At 72.6% G+C, this 18838-nt stretch carries 14 protein-coding genes; 8 read left to right on the forward strand and 6 right to left on the reverse strand.

From position 1 onward, the window contains the following. Nucleotides 1-151 precede the first annotated feature (151 nt). Genes DMB42_RS03065 through DMB42_RS03075 form a run of 3 tightly spaced genes read left to right on the forward strand, consistent with a single transcriptional unit; the run spans nucleotide 152 to nucleotide 3802 of the window. Nucleotides 152-1780, forward strand: a complete 1629-nt coding sequence (locus DMB42_RS03065) for an SPFH domain-containing protein (RefSeq protein ID WP_125630311.1) — start codon at nucleotides 152-154, stop codon at nucleotides 1778-1780. Then, the gene (locus tag DMB42_RS03070; protein ID WP_125630313.1) at nucleotides 1777-3018 is read left to right on the forward strand and encodes an SPFH domain-containing protein; all 1242 of its coding nucleotides are present in this window, start codon (nucleotides 1777-1779) and stop codon (nucleotides 3016-3018) included. Before DMB42_RS03065 ends, DMB42_RS03070 begins: the two co-directional genes overlap by 4 nt. Nucleotides 3019-3028: 10 nt before the next feature. After that, nucleotides 3029-3802: a sporulation protein gene (locus tag DMB42_RS03075; protein WP_125630315.1), complete on the forward strand. Its 774-nt coding sequence runs from the start codon at nucleotides 3029-3031 to the stop codon at nucleotides 3800-3802. Between the two features lie 40 nt (nucleotides 3803-3842). Here the strand turns inward: DMB42_RS03075 and DMB42_RS03080 are convergent, their stop codons facing one another. Next, entirely contained in the window at nucleotides 3843-4781 is a 939-nt protein-coding gene (locus DMB42_RS03080) for a PIG-L family deacetylase (RefSeq protein ID WP_125630317.1), read from the reverse strand. 179 nt (nucleotides 4782-4960) lie between these two features. Here DMB42_RS03080 and DMB42_RS03085 point away from each other — a divergent pair, with 179 nt between their 5' ends. From DMB42_RS03085 to DMB42_RS03095, 3 genes are read left to right on the forward strand one after another with little or no spacing between them, the layout of a single operon-like run. Beyond that, nucleotides 4961-6025 carry a hypothetical protein gene (locus DMB42_RS03085; protein ID WP_260477447.1) on the forward strand — a complete coding sequence of 355 codons (1065 nt, stop codon included), beginning with the start codon at nucleotides 4961-4963 and terminating at the stop codon, nucleotides 6023-6025. 9 nt (nucleotides 6026-6034) lie between these two features. Then, nucleotides 6035-6655 (forward strand): hypothetical protein, encoded by a 621-nt coding sequence (locus tag DMB42_RS03090; protein WP_125630319.1) that lies wholly within the window; start codon nucleotides 6035-6037, stop codon nucleotides 6653-6655. Nucleotides 6656-6665: 10 nt separating this feature from the next. Then, nucleotides 6666-7469, forward strand: coding sequence for an inositol monophosphatase family protein (locus DMB42_RS03095; RefSeq protein ID WP_125630321.1), 804 nt, complete (start codon nucleotides 6666-6668; stop codon nucleotides 7467-7469). A gap of 10 nt (nucleotides 7470-7479) precedes the next feature. On the opposite strand, the gene DMB42_RS03100 is transcribed toward DMB42_RS03095, so the two are convergent. After that, nucleotides 7480-8652 (reverse strand): SLC13 family permease, encoded by a 1173-nt coding sequence (locus tag DMB42_RS03100; protein ID WP_125630323.1) that lies wholly within the window; start codon nucleotides 8650-8652, stop codon nucleotides 7480-7482. Between the two features lie 57 nt (nucleotides 8653-8709). On the opposite strand from DMB42_RS03100, the gene DMB42_RS03105 reads away from it, so the two are divergent. Then, nucleotides 8710-14298 (forward strand): TIR domain-containing protein, encoded by a 5589-nt coding sequence (locus tag DMB42_RS03105; protein ID WP_125630325.1) that lies wholly within the window; start codon nucleotides 8710-8712, stop codon nucleotides 14296-14298. Here the strand turns inward: DMB42_RS03105 and DMB42_RS03110 are convergent. Next, a complete protein-coding gene (locus tag DMB42_RS03110; RefSeq protein ID WP_125630327.1) occupies nucleotides 14271-14885 on the reverse strand; it encodes a TetR/AcrR family transcriptional regulator in 615 nt (204 codons plus the stop codon). The genes DMB42_RS03105 and DMB42_RS03110 overlap by 28 nt on opposite strands. Here DMB42_RS03110 and DMB42_RS03115 point away from each other — a divergent pair. After that, entirely contained in the window at nucleotides 14862-15644 is a 783-nt protein-coding gene (locus DMB42_RS03115; protein ID WP_125630329.1) for an SDR family NAD(P)-dependent oxidoreductase, read from the forward strand. The two genes, DMB42_RS03110 and DMB42_RS03115, sit on opposite strands and share 24 nt — an antisense overlap. On the opposite strand, the gene coaE is transcribed toward DMB42_RS03115, so the two are convergent. The 3 genes from coaE to DMB42_RS03130 form a co-directional block, all read right to left on the reverse strand. Then, nucleotides 15645-16247, reverse strand: coding sequence for a dephospho-CoA kinase (gene coaE / locus DMB42_RS03120; RefSeq protein WP_125630331.1), 603 nt, complete (start codon nucleotides 16245-16247; stop codon nucleotides 15645-15647). It lies immediately after the preceding gene. A 46-nt stretch (nucleotides 16248-16293) separates the two neighbouring features. After that, complete coding sequence (locus DMB42_RS03125) at nucleotides 16294-16755, reverse strand: GNAT family N-acetyltransferase (RefSeq protein ID WP_125630332.1); 462 nt, start codon at nucleotides 16753-16755, stop codon at nucleotides 16294-16296. A 122-nt stretch (nucleotides 16756-16877) separates the two neighbouring features. Then, on the reverse strand, nucleotides 16878-18770 hold the full coding sequence (locus DMB42_RS03130) for an alpha/beta hydrolase (RefSeq protein ID WP_125630334.1): 1893 nt from the start codon (nucleotides 18768-18770) through the stop codon (nucleotides 16878-16880). Nucleotides 18771-18838: the final 68 nt, after the last annotated feature.

The raw sequence follows: 18838 nt of genomic DNA on the forward strand, positions 1-18838 counted from the left end.
GATGCATTCAGTGACCGCCGATGTAACAGGTCTGCTCTGTCCATAGCACGTCTGCTACGGGACGTACTAGACATATGACGACACATTGCAAGCGATCAGCAAGTCACACCCGATACGGTCGGATTCGCCTGTAGCGGAAAAGGAAGGTTCGATGTCACGACCCCGAGAGGCACTGATCCAGGCAGGTCAGGGCATAGCCCAAGCGGTCGCTCAAGGAGGTGACGTGCGGCAGGCGATGAGCCAGGCCATGGGACAGGTCGCCGACCACGCGGGCCAGTTCGGCGGCCAGCTCACCGGCCAGGCCCCCGGCTTCACGCTCAACCCGCACGACTTCGCCGCCGCCCGTGACGGAGGCGCCTCCGTCGGCACGCAGATCGAGGCCAGGTCCGCCTCGCTGAACGAGGCCGGCGAGATCGTCAACCGCAGCTTCGCCGAGAACGGCATGCACGTCATCTCCCCGGTGGTGATCCCCAAGAGCGGCACCGCCAAGGTGGTCATCCCGCTGGGCGTCCTCGTGGTGCTCGGCCTGATCGGCGCCCTGGGCGGCATCGTCCCGGGGTCGGCGATCTTCTTCGGCCCCCACTACTGGGTGGTGCTGGTCCTGGCCGCCGCGTTCCTGTGGTGGCGCAGGAGCGTGGTGATGGTGCCCGAGGGCTGCAAGGCGCTGATCACCAAGTTCGGCAAGCTGGTGCACATCGCCGACCCGGGCCGGGTGACGCTGTTCAACCCGTGGAAGCGGGTCAGCTACATCGTCAACACCACGCGCGAGTACCCGTTCAACGCCCCGATCAGGGAGGCGCCGACCCAGCAGGGTGTCAAGGCCAGCGTCGACCTGTTCCTGCAGTTCAGGATCGAGAACCCGGCCGAGTTCATCTTCGTGCTCGGCTCGGTCAGCGGCTTCCAGTCCAAGCTGCAGAACGCCATCAGCGAGGTCACCCGCTCCCTGATCTACGCCCAGCGGGCGGAGGACATCTACGACCTGGTGGGCGAGAGCACCCTCGGCATGCTGGAGAGCCTGAACCAGCAGTTCCTGCCGGCCGTACGGCTCACCGACGTGAACATCACCCACGCCGAGCCGTCGAGCCAGGAGTACCGGATGGACCTGGCCGCCCCCGAGATGGTCCGGGTGGCCAAGGAGGCCTACACCTACGAGTACGAGCTCCAGCTCCGCAAGGAGCAGAACGAGGGCGACCTGGTCAAGGAGCTGGCCGGGCTGCAGGAGACGCTGAGCGCGATCCAGGCCGAGATCGCCGGATACCAGGCCCGGATGGACACCGCGCTCGAACGCGCCAGCCACCAGGCCACCGCCCAGGCCAGGCAGCGCCTGGTCGAGGCCGAGTCCACAGCGAACGCCAACGCCGCGCTCCTGGAGGCCCAGGCCCTGGACATCCGGGCGCTGTCGGCAGCCGAGGCCCCCGAGATCCTCGACTACCGCTTCCAGCAGGACCTGCTGACCAAGCTGGAGTCGGTGGCCACCCGGCTGCCGCAGGTGGTTCAGGTGGGCGAGCAGACCGACATCGACTTCCTGGCCCTGGCCCAGCAGCTCGTGGGCGGCAAGGGCGCGGCGCTGTTCTCCGCCGAGGACATGGCCGCCATCCGCGGCCGGCTCGACGAGATCGCGGCCCGCGTCAGCAGCCGCGAGGACGAGATCGCGGCCCTGCTGAAGAAGGCCGCCGCCGACGTGACCGAGCCGCAGGCCACGCCCGAGCCGGACCACGACCTGGAACGTACGGTCGAGCGCCTGCTGCCCGGCAACCGTAGTGAGGATGAGGTCCGATGAGCCGCGAGTTCTCGAAGATCAAGGAGTCGCTGGCCTCCTGGTCCGACATCCGCCAGCTCCTGCGCGGCGGCGAGCAGGGCCAGCTCGTGCCGGTCGTGATCCCCAAGGACCGGCGCGGCTTCGCCTGGATGGCGCTGGTCTTCCTGGGCCTGTACTTCGGCGGCATGGCCGCGCTCACCGACCTGACCCTGGTCGCCGCGCTGGCCGCGCTGTTCTTCCTGTTCGTGGCCCTGGTCACGATGTGGCGCAAGGCGATCATCGAGATCGAGGAGGGCACGACCGGCGTACGCAGCCGCTGGGGCGCGATCACCGGCACGCTCCCGCCGGGCCGCCACTACCTGTGGCTGCCGTGGGACCGGGTGGACGCGGTCGTCGACACCTCCACCGAGATCCCGTACTCGGCGCCGATCTCGGCCTGCCCGACGGCCGAGAACGTGCCGCTGAAGTCGATCGAGTTCTTCCTGAAGTTCCGCATCGTGGACCCGGTGGCGTTCGTCCGGACGATCGGCGCGGGCAACTTCGACCTCGTGCTCTCCAGCGCCGTGCAGGACGCGATCAGGCAGCGCAGCCGCCGCGTCAACACCGAGCGCGCCTACGACCTGCGCGGCTCCGACGTCGGCGACATGCAGGAGGCGCTCAACCGCCAGCTCGGCCGGTACGGCGTGCGCATCACCGGCGCCAACATCCCCGACGTCCAGCTGCCCGACCAGTACCAGCAGCACCTGGCCACCCGCGAGAAGGTCGCCAAGGAGCTGTCGGCCTACGAGCGCGAGTGGGAGCTGACCCGCAAGCGCCGCATCGACACGCTGCTCATGGAGATCGAGCGTTCCAAGAAGACCCGCGACGCCCGCGTGGTCGAGGTCAAGGCCGCCCACAACACCGCGCGCAAGAACGTGGCGCGCATGCTGGAGGAGCAGGAGACCGAGGCCCAGCGCGTGACGTGGGAGATCGAGGCGCGCGGCAGGGCCGACCTGACCGCCGCCGAGAACGAGGCCAAGGCCCTGCGCAGGCTGGCCGAGTCCTACCGCGACAACCGGGCCGTGCTCCAGTACGAGCTGGCCCGCAAGCGCCTTGACGTGGGCGCCAAGCTCGCCGAGAACGCCCCCCAGCCCCTGGTCGTACGGACCCAGCAGGGCCAGGCCGACTCGGCGCTGTCCACCCTCATCCTGGCCCAGCTGCTCCCCCGCATCTCGGGCCAGGGAACCGTCGCCGGAAACGGCCAGACCCCCACCGCATAGGAGAGACCCCATGGTGTTCCGCAAATTGATGGCCGCCTTCGGCGCGGGCGTCGAGGTCGACACGGTCCTGGCCGGCGCGGGCGTGCGCCCCGGCGGGCCGCTGCGCGGCGTCGTGCACTTCCGCGGCGGCGGCTCCGACTACAAGGTCGAGGGCATCTACATCGACCTGACCGCCGTGGTGGAGGTCGAGAGCGGCGACAACGAGTACAAGACGACCTACAGCTTCCTGCGCCAGCAGGTGGCCGGGACGTTCCAGCTCGCCTCGGGCGCCCAGCACCAGCAGCCGTTCGAGATCATGATGCCGTGGGAGACGCCGATCAGCGCGATCGGCGGGCACCCGCTGCACGGCATGCGGCTCGGCGTGCAGACGGAGCTGGCGCTCGCGGGCGCGATCGACAAGGGCGACCTCGACCCGCTGTTCGTCAGCCCGCTGCCGGCCCAGGAGCACGTCATCGCCGCCCTCGACCGCATGGGCTTCCACTTCAAGAAGGCCGACCTGGAGCGCGGCACGCTGTACGGCTCGACGATGCCGTTCTTCCAGGAGATCGAGTACTACGCGGGCGGCCAGTGGCGGCGGCACTTCAACGAGCTGGAGCTGACGTTCATCGCCGGGCCGCGGCAGATGGACGTCATCCTGGAGGCCGACAAGCGCGGCGGTTTCCTGACCTCCAGCCACGACTCCTACAACCGCTTCACCGTGCGCTACGACGACCACCCGGGCCAGGCCGAGCAGGCGTTGCAGCACGGCCTGGAGCAGATGGCGCGCCGCCGGGGCTGGTTCTAGGGTTCCGGCAGGCGGCCCCTGGGCCGGGTGGAACCCCGGCTCAGGGGCCCGGGACGCGGTACATGCGCTCGGTCCAGGCCCGGTAGCGCCAGGTGTGCCCGACGCGGTAGTCGTGGCCGAGGTAGACGCCGAAGACCCGGCGCTTCAGCTCGCGCAGCGCCCCCACGACGTTGGGGGCCCAGCCGGTCATCGGGTAGCCGCGGTAGGAGACCACGCGCAGCCGCAGGCCGCGGGCCGCGGCCAGGGCGAAGCGGGCCGAGGCCACGTGGTCGGGGTGGTCGCACAGGCCGCGCCGCCGGGGCGGCTCGGGGTCGAGTGTACGCAGCACCGTCGGACGGAACCGGGCATAGAGGGCACTCAGCATGGCGACGACATCGCCCTTGGCCACACAATGCCTCTCAGGGCCGGACACACCTCCCTCAGCGGGCGCACCTCTCTGGCCGGGCACGCCTGCCTGGCCGAAGCGCCGTACGCAGGAGCGGCCCTCCCACAACCTGGTCAGGGCGTCGCGGCCGCCGTCGGCGCGCGGGTCGCCGCCGTCGGGCAGCCCGGCGAAGGCGAGCCTGATCGCCGGCCGGTCGGCCAGCTCCTCCAGACGTACGGGGACGCCGCCCGCCGTGATCGTCCGGGTCCGCCAGACGTTGCGCGCCCCGGCCAGGAAGGCGTACGCGGCCCGCAGCCCCTCCGCGCGGTCGTGGGCGTAGGCGACCGGGTCGCGGTCGTCGTCCCAGCCGGCCTGGCCCTCGCCCGCGGTCAGGTAGACGGTCACCGTGGGGCGGTCCTGCTGGACGGCGCCGTACAGGTCGGGGCTCATGAACAGCAGGTCGTCGTCCGGATGGGCCACGACCTGCACGAACTGCTCCCACAGCGACGGCCGGTCGGCCACTGCCCGCGCCGCGGCGGGCACCGCGGGACACGCCAGCACGGCCACCAGCACCAGCGCCAGCGCCGCCGCCGAGAACACCCTGATCCCCTTCATCCCCACCCCCGTGCGTTCCAGTATCGAACCTGGTCAGGTCCCGGTCCTGAGCTGCTAGGGGGAGATGTCATGTCATTCCCGGGTAGGAGATACCTCCTTCCCGTGAGCTGGAAGTAGCATGCCGACGGTCGTTACGATGACCTAGGGGATTGACTGATCGTCGAACGGCGGGGCGAACGATGGCACGGTTCACGGCGGCGCTGAAGCGGGTCGCTCCTTGGGCGGCCCAGAACGCCGACGGCGCCATCGCGCTGTTACTGGCCGTGGTGATCGGCGTCCTCGGCATCATGCCGGACAAGATCGTGCCCACCGACGTGCAGACCCAGCTCGTCAACGCGGCGACGCTGGTCATCATGGCTCTGGTGGCCACCGCCCTGCTGCGCGACCGCGTCCGCCAGGCCCCGGTCGAGGAGACCATCACCTCCGGCGCGCTGGCCCAGCTGCCCGTACGGCTGTCGCGGCTGGAGGAGATCGAGACGCTGGTCCACGGCACCCGCAAGGCCCTCGACGCGCTCCAGCTCGTCAGGGTGCTGGGCAGCAAGCAGGAGATCGCCCAGATGCACGCCGAGGCGCGCAAGGACACCACCCGGTGGAGCTTCAAGGGCGGCACCGGCACCTACCTGCGCGCGGTCACGCTGCCCGAGTGCGTGGCGGCCGCCCGCCGGGAGAAGCGGCACCTCGTGGTCCGGGTCGAGGTGATCGACCCGTCCAACGTCGAGGTGTGCGAGACGTACGCCCATTACCGGCGTTCCCTGTCGGACTCCCCCGACGCGACCGGCGAGACGTGGACGACCGACCGGGTCAGGAAGGAGTCGTACGCGACGATCCTGGCCGCGTTCTGGTACCGCCAGCGCTACGGCCTGCTCGACATCGAGGTCGGCCTGTCGGCGTCGATGACGACGTTCCGCTGGGACCTGTCGGCCACCCGGCTGATCATGACGGTCGAGGACCCCAACCGGGCGATGACCGCGCTGGCCGGCACGTTCTACTACGAGAACTGCGACACCGAGCTGCGGCTCAGCTTCGAGCAGGCGCGGCGGGTGCCGATGGACATGTACAAGAAGGCGCCGCTCAGCGACGAGCCCACGATCGAGGAGGTCCAGGACCTGTTCGGGCGTATCGGGGTGCCTCTTCCCAAGGCCTACGACGGCCGCGACGTCGTCGACATCGCGCGCAAGGCCCTGCGCGCCGTCGATCCGTACGGCGAGACCCGTCCCGGGGCACTCCGACGACACGTAACGTGAGTAGGGCTCATGAGCTACCGGTCGGTCTACCAGCGGGTCCGCGACGGCCAGGCCAGGTCGTGGGCGCTCGGGGTGCTGACGGGGGCCGCGCGCCCCAAGGCCGTACGCCACCCGCTCGGGTTCGTCTGCCTGCCGCTGGAGCGTGAGGGCGGCGAGGGGGTATGCCTCCACCTGTGGTCCGACTCGCTCAAGCACGCCGAGAGCACCACCTCGCAGATCCACTGCCACAGCTGGGACCTGGTCAGCCACGTGCTCTACGGCCAGGTGCGCAACGTGCACGCGGTGGTCACCGACGCGGGCCCCGACGCCACGCACCGGGTGTTCGAGGTGGTCAGCGGCGCGGACGGCGACCGGATCTCACCCACCGGCCGCACCGTGCGGCACGCGACCGGGCTGGTGGAGCTGTTCGGGCCGGGCGACACCTACACGCTGTCGGCCGACCGTTTCCACAGCAGCGTGGTCCCGGAGGGCGGGGAGGCGGCCACGATCGCGCTCGGACGCGGCCGGCCCGGCAGCCGCGACCTGTCGCTGGGCCCGCTCGGAGGGGGCGGCCACCACGTGCCCAGGGAGCACCTGAACGCCGAGGAGACGGCGCTGGCCGTCCGCCTGATCACCGCCCGCCTGACCTGAGGGGTACCCGATGGACCTGGATCACGCTCGCTCGGTGGCCGTGGAGGCCGCCCAGGCCGCCGGGGCGCTGCTCGCGGCGGGCACGCGCGGGGCCGTCGACATCCGGGCCAAGGGCGACGCCGGGGACGTGGTCACCGATCTCGACCTGGCCTCGGAGAAGCTGCTGGTCGAGCGCATCCTGACGGCCTTCCCCACGCACGCGATCGTGGCCGAGGAGGCGGGGCTGATCGGCGCGGCGGGCGGCGAGTGGACGTGGCTGGTCGACCCGCTCGACGGCACCAACAACGTGGCCATCGGGCTGCCCACGTACGTGGTGGGGGTGGCGCTGTGCCAGGGCGGGCGTCCGGTGCTGGGTGTGGTGCACGATCCGGTGACGGCCCAGACGTGGTCGGCCATCCGGGGGCGGGGTGCGGTGGCGTCCACGGGGGCGCGGCTGGCGCCGCCGTACACGGCCAGTCCGCACGGCCCGCTGCTGGCCTGGACCCAGGGTTACGCCGTGACCAGGGACGACGCCACCGTACTGGCGTTGAAGGCGGCGCTGGAGCTCGGCGCGCGGCGGGTGCTGCAACTGTGGGCGCCGTTGTTGTCGTGGGCGATGCTGGCCCGCGGCGACATCGACGGCATCGTCGGCTACCTGGCCGAGGCGGTCGACCTGCCCGCCGGGGCGCTGCTGGCCCAGGAGGCCGGGATCGAGATCAGGGCGCTCGACGGCGGGCCGTTCGAGGAGAGCATCGACGGCTCGGCCGAGGACCGCAGCTTCGTGGCCGCGCACCCGCGCGCGCTCCCCGGGCTGCTGTCGTTGTTGCCCGGCTGAGCCGCGACCGTCAGCCGAACGTCACCAGGGCCCAGACCGTGGCCAGCAGGCCGGTGACTGCCAGGCCGGTGCCGGTGAGCAGGAAGCGGCGGAGCGGGACCCTGACGTCGTGGCGGCGGCACGACTCGAACCACAAGAGCGTGGCCAGCGAGGCCCACGGCGTGATCACCGGGCCCACGTTCGTGCCGGCCAGCAAGGCCAGCAGGCGGTCCTGGTCGGCGGCCGGGATGACCCCCTCGATGGCCTGGTAGGCGGGCAGGTTGTTGATCGCGTTGGACAGGCCCGCGCCGACCGCGGCCGTGCGGTAGGGGTCGCCCTCCGTGCCGATCATCCACGTCATCAGCGCGTCGAGCCCGTGGGCGCTGAGCGTGGGGACGACCAGGAACAGGCCGGTCACGAAGACGACGAGCTGCCAGGGGAGCAGGCTCCAGGTCAGCCGGGCCCGGTCGCGTACCAGGAAGGCCGCCACGACCAGCAGGGCCGCGGCGGCGGCGGCGATCGCCACGTGCGCCTTGAGCAGCAGCATGACGATGAACAACACGCAGCCCACCGAGGCGGCGCCGAACAGCACCCGGTCGGCCACCGGCTCCAGCACCGGCGGCGTGTAGCGCAGGTCGCGGCGCTCGCCGCGACGCCAGAAGAACACCCACAGGAACACCATCGTCACCGCGATCGAGGCGAGCTGTGGGGCCCACATGCGGGCGGCGAACGCCTGGGCGTCGAGGCCGAGCTTGTTCATGCTGAGCAGGTTGGTGAGGTTGGAGACCGGCAGCAGCAGGCTCGCGGTGTTGGCCAGCCAGATGGTGGTCATCGCCAGCGGCAGGGCGGCGATGCGGGCCCGGGGCGCCAGGGCCAGCATGACGGGGGTGAGCAGGACGGCGGTGGTGTCGAGGTTCAGAAATATCGTGACAAATGACGCGAAGGCCGTACAAAGAAAGAAGAGCGCGGTGTAGTTACCGCGCCCGAGCACCGCCATCCTGGCCGCGATGGCGTCGAAGACCTGCGCCTCCTTGGTCAGCTCGGCCAGCACGATGATGGCGACCAGGAAGATCAGCAGGGGGCCGATGTCACCGAGGCTCTCGACGGCGTCGCGCCACGGCAGCAGACCGGTCGCCACGAAGACCAGACCGAGAGCAAGCAGCCCGATCCTGATCAGATCGAGCACGCCGAGACGCCGCCACACTCGACGATGATCGCACACTGACTCCAAAAGGCCGATTCCACGGTGGATACTGAGCAGATGGCACGTGACGGCAGGCCGACCGAGATCTTCGTCAGCTACTCCCCCGCCGACACCGCCTGGGCGACCTGGATCGCCTGGGAGCTGGAGGCCGCGGGTTTCCGCACCATGATCCAGGCGTGGGACTTCGTGCCGGGGACCAACTTCATCGACTTCATGGACCGCGGGGTCAGCGAGGCGCAGCTCGTCGTGGCCGTGCTCTCGCGCAACTACCTGACCTCCCGCTACGGCCGCATGGAGTGGCAGGCGGCGATGCGCGCCGACCCCGACAACCCCTCCAACAAGCTCGTCACGATCCGGCTGGAGGACGTCCAGCTCGAAGGGCTGCTGTCCACGATCACCTGGGTCGACCTGCTCGGCGTCACCGACTCGGGGCAGGCCAGGGCGCTGCTGCTGGGCCGGGTCAAGGAGGCCATGGCCGGACGGGCCAAGCCGGAGGCCGCCCCCGCCTTCCCCACCGGGCGCACGGTCGCGCCCCCGGCCCCGACGCTGCCCCCGCCCGGCGACCTGGCCAGGGCCCGCCGTACCCCGGTCACGGCCCCCAAGTTCCCGCCCGCGGGCGGCGACGGCCGGGGCCGCGAGTCGGTCAACGTCCTGCACATCGGCGGGCCGCGGTTCGGCAGGGCACTGCCCGACCCCGGCGAGCCGTTCACGCCTGAGGACATGCAGGCCCGCATCTGGGCCGACCTGACCGCCATGTACGACCGCGGCATGCCGCGCCCCGACCTCATGGTGGTGAGCGGCGACCTGACCGAGTCCGGCACTCTCGGGCAGTTCGGACAGGCCACGCAGTTCGTCACCGACCTGCGGCTGCTGATCGGGCTGGAGCCCCACCGGCTGGTGCTGCTGCCCGGCCCGCGCGACGTCACCAAGGCCGCGGCCAGCGCGTACTTCATGACCTGCGAGGCCGACGACGTGAGCCCGCAGCCCCCCTACTGGCCCAAGTGGCGGCATTTCGCCGGCCTGTTCCGCGAGGTCTACCAGGGCCTGGACGACCGGGTGTTCGACGGCGGCCAGCCGTGGACGCTGTTCGAGGTGCCCGACCTGAAGGTGGTCGTGGCCGGGCTCAACTCCACGATGGCGATGAGCCACCTGGAGCGCGACGCGTACGCGCAGCTGGGCGAGGCGCAGGCCGCGTGGTTCGCCGAGCGGTTGCGCCCCTACGAGGAGAGCGCCTGGCTGCGGCTGGGCGCGATCGGCCATCCGCCGGCCGCGCTGCGCGACGCGCCCACGTTCGACCGGCTGCTCACCCACCGGCTCAACCTGCTCTTCCACGGGTCAGGCGCCGGTGACGCGACCGAGCCCAGGCCCGGCTTCGCCGCCGTCGTGGCCCCGCGTTCCGGCCGCCACCAGGTGGTCGAGATCACGCCCGACGGCATGCGCACCTGGACGCCCGACGCCGACAAGCCCGTACGCGCCCGGCACGGCTGGCGGGCGGTCCGGGCCACGTTCACCGGCGAGACCCCCGACGCCCCGCCGCCCGCCCCCAAGCCGGAGGAACGCGAGCCGAGCCCGGTCGAGCTGCTGCTCGACCGCATCACCGAGGTGTGCGAGGCCCGGCACGAGCGGGCCAGGATCCGCCGGTTCCCCGACCACCTGGTGGTCACCCACCCCGAGGACGGGTTCGTCCGCCAGCTCATGATCGGCGCGCACGTCGGCGAGCTGGCCGAGGCCGCCGCGACGGATTTCGCCCGCCGCGCGCACGCCGCCGACCTGGCCGCCGAGCTGGTCTACCAGGGCCCGCCGGCCCCGCGCGCGCTCCGCGACGACCTCATGCGCAAGGGCGTGCGGATCCGCAGCTTCACCGAGTTCCAGGGCCTGCTCGACCTGTCGGGGTACGTCGCCGAACAGACGACCAGGCTCACCGGCGACCGCCGTTACCCGCCCGGCCTGTACGTCCCCCAGCGCTACCGCGAGCTCGACCGGCCGGGCAACCAGATCAGGCAGGGCCTGACCGACGAGCTGATGCGGCTGCTGGCCACCGACCACGGCCGCTTCCTGCTGATGCTCGGCGACTTCGGCCACGGCAAGACGTTCGCGCTGCGCGAGCTGGCCAGGCGCATCCCGATCGAGCTGCCGCACCTGACGCCGATCTTCATCGAGCTGCGCGCCCTCGACAAGGCGCACTCGGTCGACGCCCTGGTCGCCGCGCACCTGGCCGGGCACGGCGAGGAGTTCATCGACCTGAAGGCGTTCCGCTACCTGCTCCGGCAGGGCCGGATCGTGTTGCTGTTCGACGGGTTCGACGAGCTGGTCACCCGGCTGACCTACGACCGGGCGGCCGACCACCTGGCCACCCTGCTCGCCGCCGCCGAGGACAAGGCCAAGATCGTGGTGGCCAGCCGTACGCAGCACTTCAAGTCGCACAGCCAGGTGCTCACCTCGCTCGGCGAGATGGTGGGCGTGCTGCCGCAGCGCCGGGTACTCAGCGTCGAGGACTTCACGCACGACCAGATCCGCTCCTACCTGGCCAACAGGTTCGACGACGGCGTCGAGGCCGGCGCGCGCATGTCGCTCATGGCCGAGATCAAGGACCTGCTCGCGCTGGCCCAGAACCCGCGCATGCTCAGCTTCATCGCCGACCTCGACGCCGACCGCCTGCGTACGGTCGCCGGCGCCCAGCACACCCTCAGCCCCGCCCTGCTGTACGAGGAGATCCTCAGCAGCTGGCTGTCCTTCGAGGAGCGACGGGCCCGGGTCCCCGGCTCCCCGGGGGCGCTGACCATCGGCGAGCTGTGGCGGGTGGTGACCGCGCTGGCGCTGCGCCTGTGGGACAGCGGCGAGACTCTGCTCGGCGTGGACGAGCTGACCGAGATCGGCGAGACCCTGACCGACCTGGCCTCGGGCCAGCTCTCCCCCGCCCACGCCGCGCACGCGATGGGCTCGGGCAGCCTGCTGGTACGCACCGAGGAGGGCATGTTCGGGTTCATCCACGCCTCGGTGATGGAATGGCTCATCGCCCGGCACATCGCCGCCACCCTGGACAACCCGCTCCCGCTGGCCCGCCGGCCGCTGTCGGCGCTGACGGTGGAGTTCCTGTGCGACCTGGCCGACGTACGGGCCCTGCGCGCCTGGGTGGCCGACCCGCCCGCCGACGACGTGTCCAGGGCGAACGCGGTCAAGATCTCGGCCAGGCTGCGTACCCCGGCCAAGGCCGACCTGCGCGGCGCGAACCTCAAGGGCGAGGACCTGTCGGCGCGCGACCTCCAGGAGGTCGACCTGACCGGCGCCGACCTGTCGGAGGCCACCCTCGTCGCCACCGACCTGTCCAGGGCGGTCCTGCGCGACGCCAGCCTCGCGGGCGCCCGGCTCGACGGCGCCCGCCTGACCGGCGCAGACCTGACCGGCGCCGACCTGTCGGGAGCGCGCCTGGCCCAGGTCGACCTGAGCGACGTCGCGGTCGAGGGCGCCCGCTGGCACCGGGCCTCCCTGATCAACGTGACCGGCACGCTGCCCCACCTGCCCGGCGCGGCGGTGGTGCCGGGCCAGCCGGTGGAGGTGGAGTTCGCGCCCGCCGGGATCGGCGTCCCGTACGGCTACCACTTCCAGACCTCCCGCCTGCCCGAGCCCATCGCCTACAGCCCCGACGGCTCGACCGTGGCGATCGGCAACGAGGACGGCGGCGTGCTGCTGTGCGCCGGCGGCTCGCCCGTACGCACCCTCCAGGGCCACCGCGGCCGCGTCTACGCCGTCACCTTCGCCGGCGACCTGCTGGCCACCGGCGCCAGCGACGGAACGGTCCTGCTCTGGGACACGCTCACCGGCCGCCGCCTGCGTACCCTGACCGGCCACCCCGACGGCGTGTGGCCGGTGCGCCTGAGCGCCTCCGGCGACCTGGTGGCCGCGGGCGGCGGCGACGGCGTCGTACGGGTGTGGGAGACCGCGAGCGGGCGGCTCGTGCACGAGCTGCCGGGCCATCGCGCGCCGGTCTACACCGCCTCCTTCGGCCGCTCTCAGCTCGTGACCGGCGACTCGGCGGGCGTCGTACGGGTGTGGGACCTGTCCACCGGCGAGCCGGCGGGCACGCTCGACGGTCACCGCGGCAGCGTCTACCGGGCCGTGCACAGCCCTGACGGCACCCTGCTGGCCACCGGCGACGAGGCTGGCACGATCCGGCTCTGGGACACCGCGACCTGGTCGCCCCTGCACGTGCTGACCGGCCACGCCGGCAGCGTCTACTGCCTCACCTTCTCCCCCGACGGCTCGATGCTGGCCAGCGGCGACACGGCCGGCAGCGTACGGCTGTGGGAGGCGATCGGCGAGCCGCTCGGCGTCCACACCGCCCACACCGCGGCCGTCTACCAGGTGGCCTTCAGCCCCGACGGCCGTACGGTGGCCAGCGGCGACTCCGGCGGCACGGTCCGGCTGCAGCCGGTGGGCGGCGGCAAGCGCGTCGAGCTGGCGGGTCATCGCAGCTCGGTCTGGCCGTTCGCGTTCCGTCCCGACGGCCAGCAGCTCGCCACCAGCAGCAACGACGGCACCGTCCGCCTGTGGGACCCCTCCACCGGGCAGTGCCAGCGGGTGCTGCGCGGCCACGGCCGGCGGATCTCGTCCGTACGCTTCAGCGCCGACGGCTCGATGCTGGCCACCAGCGGCAACGACGGCGTCGTCCGCGTGTGGGAGCCGCGCACCGGGCGGCGGCTGCGGGAGTTCACCGGCACTGCCGACCGGCTGATCTCCGCCCTGTTCTCCCCGGCAGGCCCGGTGCTGGCCACCTCCAGCAACGACGGCGGCGTGCACTTCTGGAACGCCACGACCGGCGACTACGAGCGCGAGCTCCACGCCGAGACCGACCACGTCTGGGCCGAGGCGTTCAGCCCCGACGGCGACATGCTGGCCACGGCCAACGACGACGACAGCGTCAAGATCTGGTACCGCCCGACCGGCCGCATGGCCGTCGACCTGGTCGACCACCGGGGCCGGGTGCGCTCGATCGCCTTCAGCCCCGACGGCGACTACGTGGCCACCGGCTGCGACGACAAACTCGTCCGCCTGTGGCACGTCGCCTCCGGCGGCCGGGTGGCGACGCTGGAGGGCCATACCGACCGGGTGTACTCGGTGGCCTTCTCCCCCGACGGCCGCTACCTGGCCAGCGCGGGCAACGACGGCCGCGCGATGATCTGGGAGCTGCGCCCGGGCCAGCCCTGGCAGCCGCGCCTGGCGCACACGCTCGACCGGCACGACGGCCGGTTGTGGAGCCTGGCCTTCGACGCCACGGGCCGCCACCTGGCGACCGGGGGCGACGACCTGATCGTACGGGTGTGGGAGACCGAGACCGGGCGGCTGCTGCACACCCTTCCCGGCCACGCGCGCCGGGTGTGGTCGGTGGCCTACAGCCCCACGTCCGACCTGCTGGCCAGCGCGGGCGACGACGGCGTGGTGATCCTCTGGGAGGGCGGCGAGCGGCGGGCGACGCTGCTCGGGCTGCCCGAGGGGTGGGCCGCCCTGACGCCCGACGGCCGCTACAAGGTCCACGGCGAGCCGGGCGGGCAGTTCTGGCACGTCATCGGGATGTCACGGTTCGAGCTGGGCGAGCTCGACCCGTATCTGCCGGGGGTGCGTCAGGTGCCGCTCGACTCGCCGTTCTGAGTGCTGACCTCGCCCGACATCGGGCGGCCGAGCAGGCCGCTCGCCACGGTCTCGACGTACGGGGCCAGGTCGGCGGCCTCGGCGGCGGCCAGCGCCGGGGTGCCGACGACCGAGCGCAGGATGCCGATGCCGACCAGCCAGGCGCTGAGCAGCTCGGCCCGCAGCCCGGCGTCGGCGCCCTCGGCCAGGTCCTCCAGGGCGCGGACGTAGGTGGCGCACACCTCTTCGCGAATGCGCTGCCTGGTGTCGTCGTGGGCCGACGAGCGCAGCATGGCGAGCAGGGGGTGCTCGCCGCCGTAGGTGCTCCAGTCGTGGAAGACGACCTCGCGCGCCATGCGGGCGACCAGTTCCTCCGGCGGGCCCGCCAGCAGGTCTGGGCCGCCGGGCGCGGTCGCCGTGGCCTCGTCGAAGAGCTGCTTCTTGGAGCCGAAGTAGCGGAAGATCAAGGTGGCGTCCACGCCCGCGTCGCGGGCGACGTCGCGGACGCTGGTCGCGTCGTAGCCCTCGCGGGCGAAGCGCAGCCTGGCCGTCTCCAGCAGGCGGGCGCGGGTGGCACTTCCGGCATGGGGCGAGGGCTTGCCCTGCACCACCTGCGGGCGGGCGACCGGGTGACGGTCGTGGGCAGCGATCCCGGGCGCGGGCAGCGCTTCCTCGACGACGCGGCCCGGCTCGGCGCCGCCTCGCGGGCGGCGTTCGTCCAGGCCGATCTGACCTCGGTCGCGGCGAACCGGCGGGTGATCGACGCGATCGGCGCCCGGTACGACGCCCTCGACGGCCTGGTGCTCACCGCGCTGCGCCACTTCCCCCGGCGCACCGAGACCCCCGACGGCTTCGAGGCCACCTTCGCCCTCTACTACGTCAGCCGCTTCCTGCTCAGCCACGGCCTGACGGACCTGCTGGAGCGCGGCGACTCACCGACGATCGTGAGCATCTGCGGCGTCGGGATCACCAAGGGCCGCCTCCACTGGGACGACCTCACCCTCAAGAACGGCTACAGCGGCCTCAAGGCCATGCTCCAGGCCGTCCGCGCCACCGATCTGCTCGGCGTCGCGTACGCCGCCGCCCACCCCGGCGGACGCACCCGCTTCCTGCTCCACCACCCCGGCTTCACCGACAGCGGCACCGGCTCACTCACCCAGCCCACCAGGACGATCGTCAAACTGCTGGCCAGGCTCCTCGCCCAGCCCGTGGAACGCAGCATCGAACCGATCATCGAGCTCATGGCCGACCCGCCGCCGGGCCGCCTGCTCGCCTACGACCGCCGCACCCCCGTGGACCCGTCGCTGCCGACCCTCGACCCCGAAGCCGCCCGCCGCCTGTACGAGCTGACCCGCCACCTGCTCTGACTACCCCCGGGCGGCGCGGCGGACGAGCTCGTCCCAGACCTCCTCGACCCGGGCCTCCAGGTCGTCGAGCGACCCCTCGTTGAGGATCACCAGGACGGCGGCGGCCAGGCGTTCGTCCCGGCTCGCCTGGGCGGCGATGCGGGCCCTGGCGTCGGACCCGGACATGCCCCGATGATCGGCCAGTCGCCGGATGCGCACCTCGTCTGCCGCGTCGACGACGATCACCACGTCGTACATGGGGGCCAGCTTGTTCTCCACCAGCAGCGGCACGTCGTAGACCAGGATCGCGTCGTCGGCGGCCTGCCCCTGCAACTCGGCCACCCGCTCCCCCACCAGCGGATGCACGATCGCGTTGAGCGCGGCCAGCCGCTCGGCGTCGGCGAAGACCACCGACCCCAGCTTCTCCCTGTCCAGCGAGCCGTCCGGACGCAGGACGCCCTCCCCGAACGCGGCCACCACCCGGGCCAGCCCCACGGTGCCGGGCTCGACCACCTCGCGCGCGATCCTGTCGGCGTCGATCACCACGGCGCCCCTGGCCGACAACCGCCTGGACACCTCGCTCTTGCCCGATCCGATGCCGCCGGTGAGCCCAATCTTCAACACCGGGAAAGACTACCCATCCCGGCGTGACCGGTCACCCCAGGCGCGGTCACACCCCGGGAAGGGTGCGGCGCAGGTGGATCAGGGTCAGGTGGTCGTCCATACGCTCGCGGCGGGTCTCCCGGTAGCCGAGCCGCCGGTAGAGCCGCAGGTTGCCCTCCGACAGGTGGCCGGTGAACAGGTCGAACGCCTCCGCCTGCGGCACCTGCTCGTGCAGGGCTTCGAGCAGGGCCGTACCGAGCCCCTGGCCCTGCCGGTCGGGGGCCACCACGAGCCGCCCGACCAGGCAGGTGGTGCCGGCCACCTGCCCGCGTACGGCGCCGACGATCCGGCCCGCCTCGACGACCTTGAGCACGACGGCCGCCTCGACGGCCTTGCGCATCTGCTCCAGCGACTCCACGAGCGGGGGGATGAAGGGGTCGCCGTAGAGTTGGGCCTCGCTCACGTACGCCGCCCGCTGCAGGGTGAGGATCTCGCCCGCGTCCGACGCCACCGCCCGTTCGACCGTCACGCCAGCACCCTACCGGCTAGCCCCGCCCCCACCGCCGCTCCCCACCGGCCCACCCGCCGGCTCGCCTCACCGGTCCCCCTGCCGATCACCCTGCCAGCTCACCTCACCGGTCACCCCGCCGGTCACCCTGTCAGCTCGCCCTGGCAGAACGTGCCGGGCTTCGGCAGCACACCGTTGACCAGGTAGTCGTGCACCTTCCTCCGCAGGCACGTCGCCCGCAGCCGGCTCACGCCCTGCGCCAGGTACGCGCCCTGCCCGTCACCGTGCCACAGGACCCGCGCACCGGGGAGCTGCCCGGCCGCCCAGGCCGCGGACGGCGTACGGCTGTCCAGCCGTCCCATCCCGACCAGCGCGGAGGGCGTCCTGAGCCCGGCCGCGACCGGGTGCGGCGGCCAGCCCGGCGACCGCGCGGCCCCCAGGCACCTGGCGGCCTCCACCCGCCCGCTCAGCCACCCCACCCGCGGCGCCACTTTCCGCAACCGCGCCTCAACCCCCAGAAACCACCGATAGCCAGGCACAACCAACCCAAAGTCATGACACCACCGAACCCCCTCCACCGTTCCCTCCTCCCCACCCGCAGCCCCCCGCACAGAGCCAGAAGCGGCTTCCCCCCTCCCAGGCACCCGCACAGGGCCAGAAACCGCCTCCCCCCTCCCGGACGCCCCCGCAGGGCCGGAAGCCGCCTCCCCGCTTTCAAGCACCCGCACAGGGCCGGGAAGCGCCTCCCCACCCGCGGCCCCTCGCCCCGGGCCGGAAGCTGCCTCTCCCCTCCCGAACACCCGCACGGGCACAGGAACCGGCATCGGCGGGGCGGCCGGTGTTCCGGGGGCGGGGGCTGGGGTGGGGGCCGGGGTCGATGCGGCCTGGTCGGCCGGTGTCATGGCGGCCAGGCCGGCGGCGTCGCCCGTTCTCGCTCTGGACAGGGCGTGCGCCAGCGCCGGCCACCGCGCGGGGGCCAGCCCCGCCCACACCGCGGCGGCGATCTCCCGCCCGCTCACCGTACGGCCGTCCGCGCCGGCACGCAGGGGTGCGCGCCTGAGCAGGCCGTCGAACACCCGGATCGCGTCCGCGTGACCGAGCGGACAGCCCGGACGGGTACGGCACCAGTCGCGGAAGTACCCCAGCTGCCGCTCCTGGGCACGGGCGTGGGCCAGCAACCGCCCTTCGAGCCCGGTCCCGGTGTGGTCGGGCAGCCCCTCCAGGTACATCCGCCCGGCCCGGCCGGGGAACAACTCCAGGTACGCCTGCCCGTACACGCTGCCGTAGCCGTTACCGAGGTAGCGCAGCCGGGGCTCGCCGAGCGCGGCGCGTACGGCGTCGAGGTCGTGGGCGACCTGCCACGACGTCAGCCCCGCGTAGGCCGGGCCGAGCGCGGCGCGGCAGCCGCGGTCGTAGGCGGCGTTGTCCCGGGCGAAGGCCCGCCAGGCCCGCCGCCCCGCCGCGAACAGCAGCCGCGCCGGATCGGGCCGCGCCCCGGGACACGCCCCCGCGCTCCCCCGTTCGCCGGCCCCGCGTGCCTCGACCAGCACGACGTCGAACCATCTGGCCAGTTCGCCCACGGTGTCCGGCCGCTGCCTGACCTCGCGTACGACCGAGGCCGAACCGGTGTTGACCACCAGCGCGCCGAGCCGCCGCGCCGGGTCCTGGGCGGGCAGCATGGCCAGCTCGACGACCGTACGGGCCTCGCGCGGCCTGGCCCAGTCGGCGGGCACGGACAATGTGGCGCACCGCAACCCGTCCCCGCACTCCGCCCACGCCGGCCCGCCCGCCACCGGCCCGCCCGCCACCGGCCCACCCACGACCGGCCCGCTCGCCACCGCCTCCGGCCTGGCGAGCCCGGTGACCTCCCGTTCCGGCTCCACAAGCCCGGTCACGTCCCGTTCCGGGCCGGCGAGCCTGGTCACCTCCCGTTCCGGCCATGAGGGCGGGCCCGGGGGCGTGAGCGCCGCCGCCTGGCCGACCCCACCGCCCGCCGCCGGAACCAGGACGGCGACCGCCGCCTCCACCGGGATCACGCGCCGAACCATGCGCACCGCATCGCCCCCGAACGTTCGTGCCTCCAGCCGCCTGCCAGTTTCCCAGC

Origin of the sequence: Nonomuraea sp. WAC 01424, assembly GCF_003947315.1 — a bacterium.
Classification (GTDB): Bacteria; Actinomycetota; Actinomycetes; order Streptosporangiales; family Streptosporangiaceae; genus Nonomuraea; species Nonomuraea spiralis.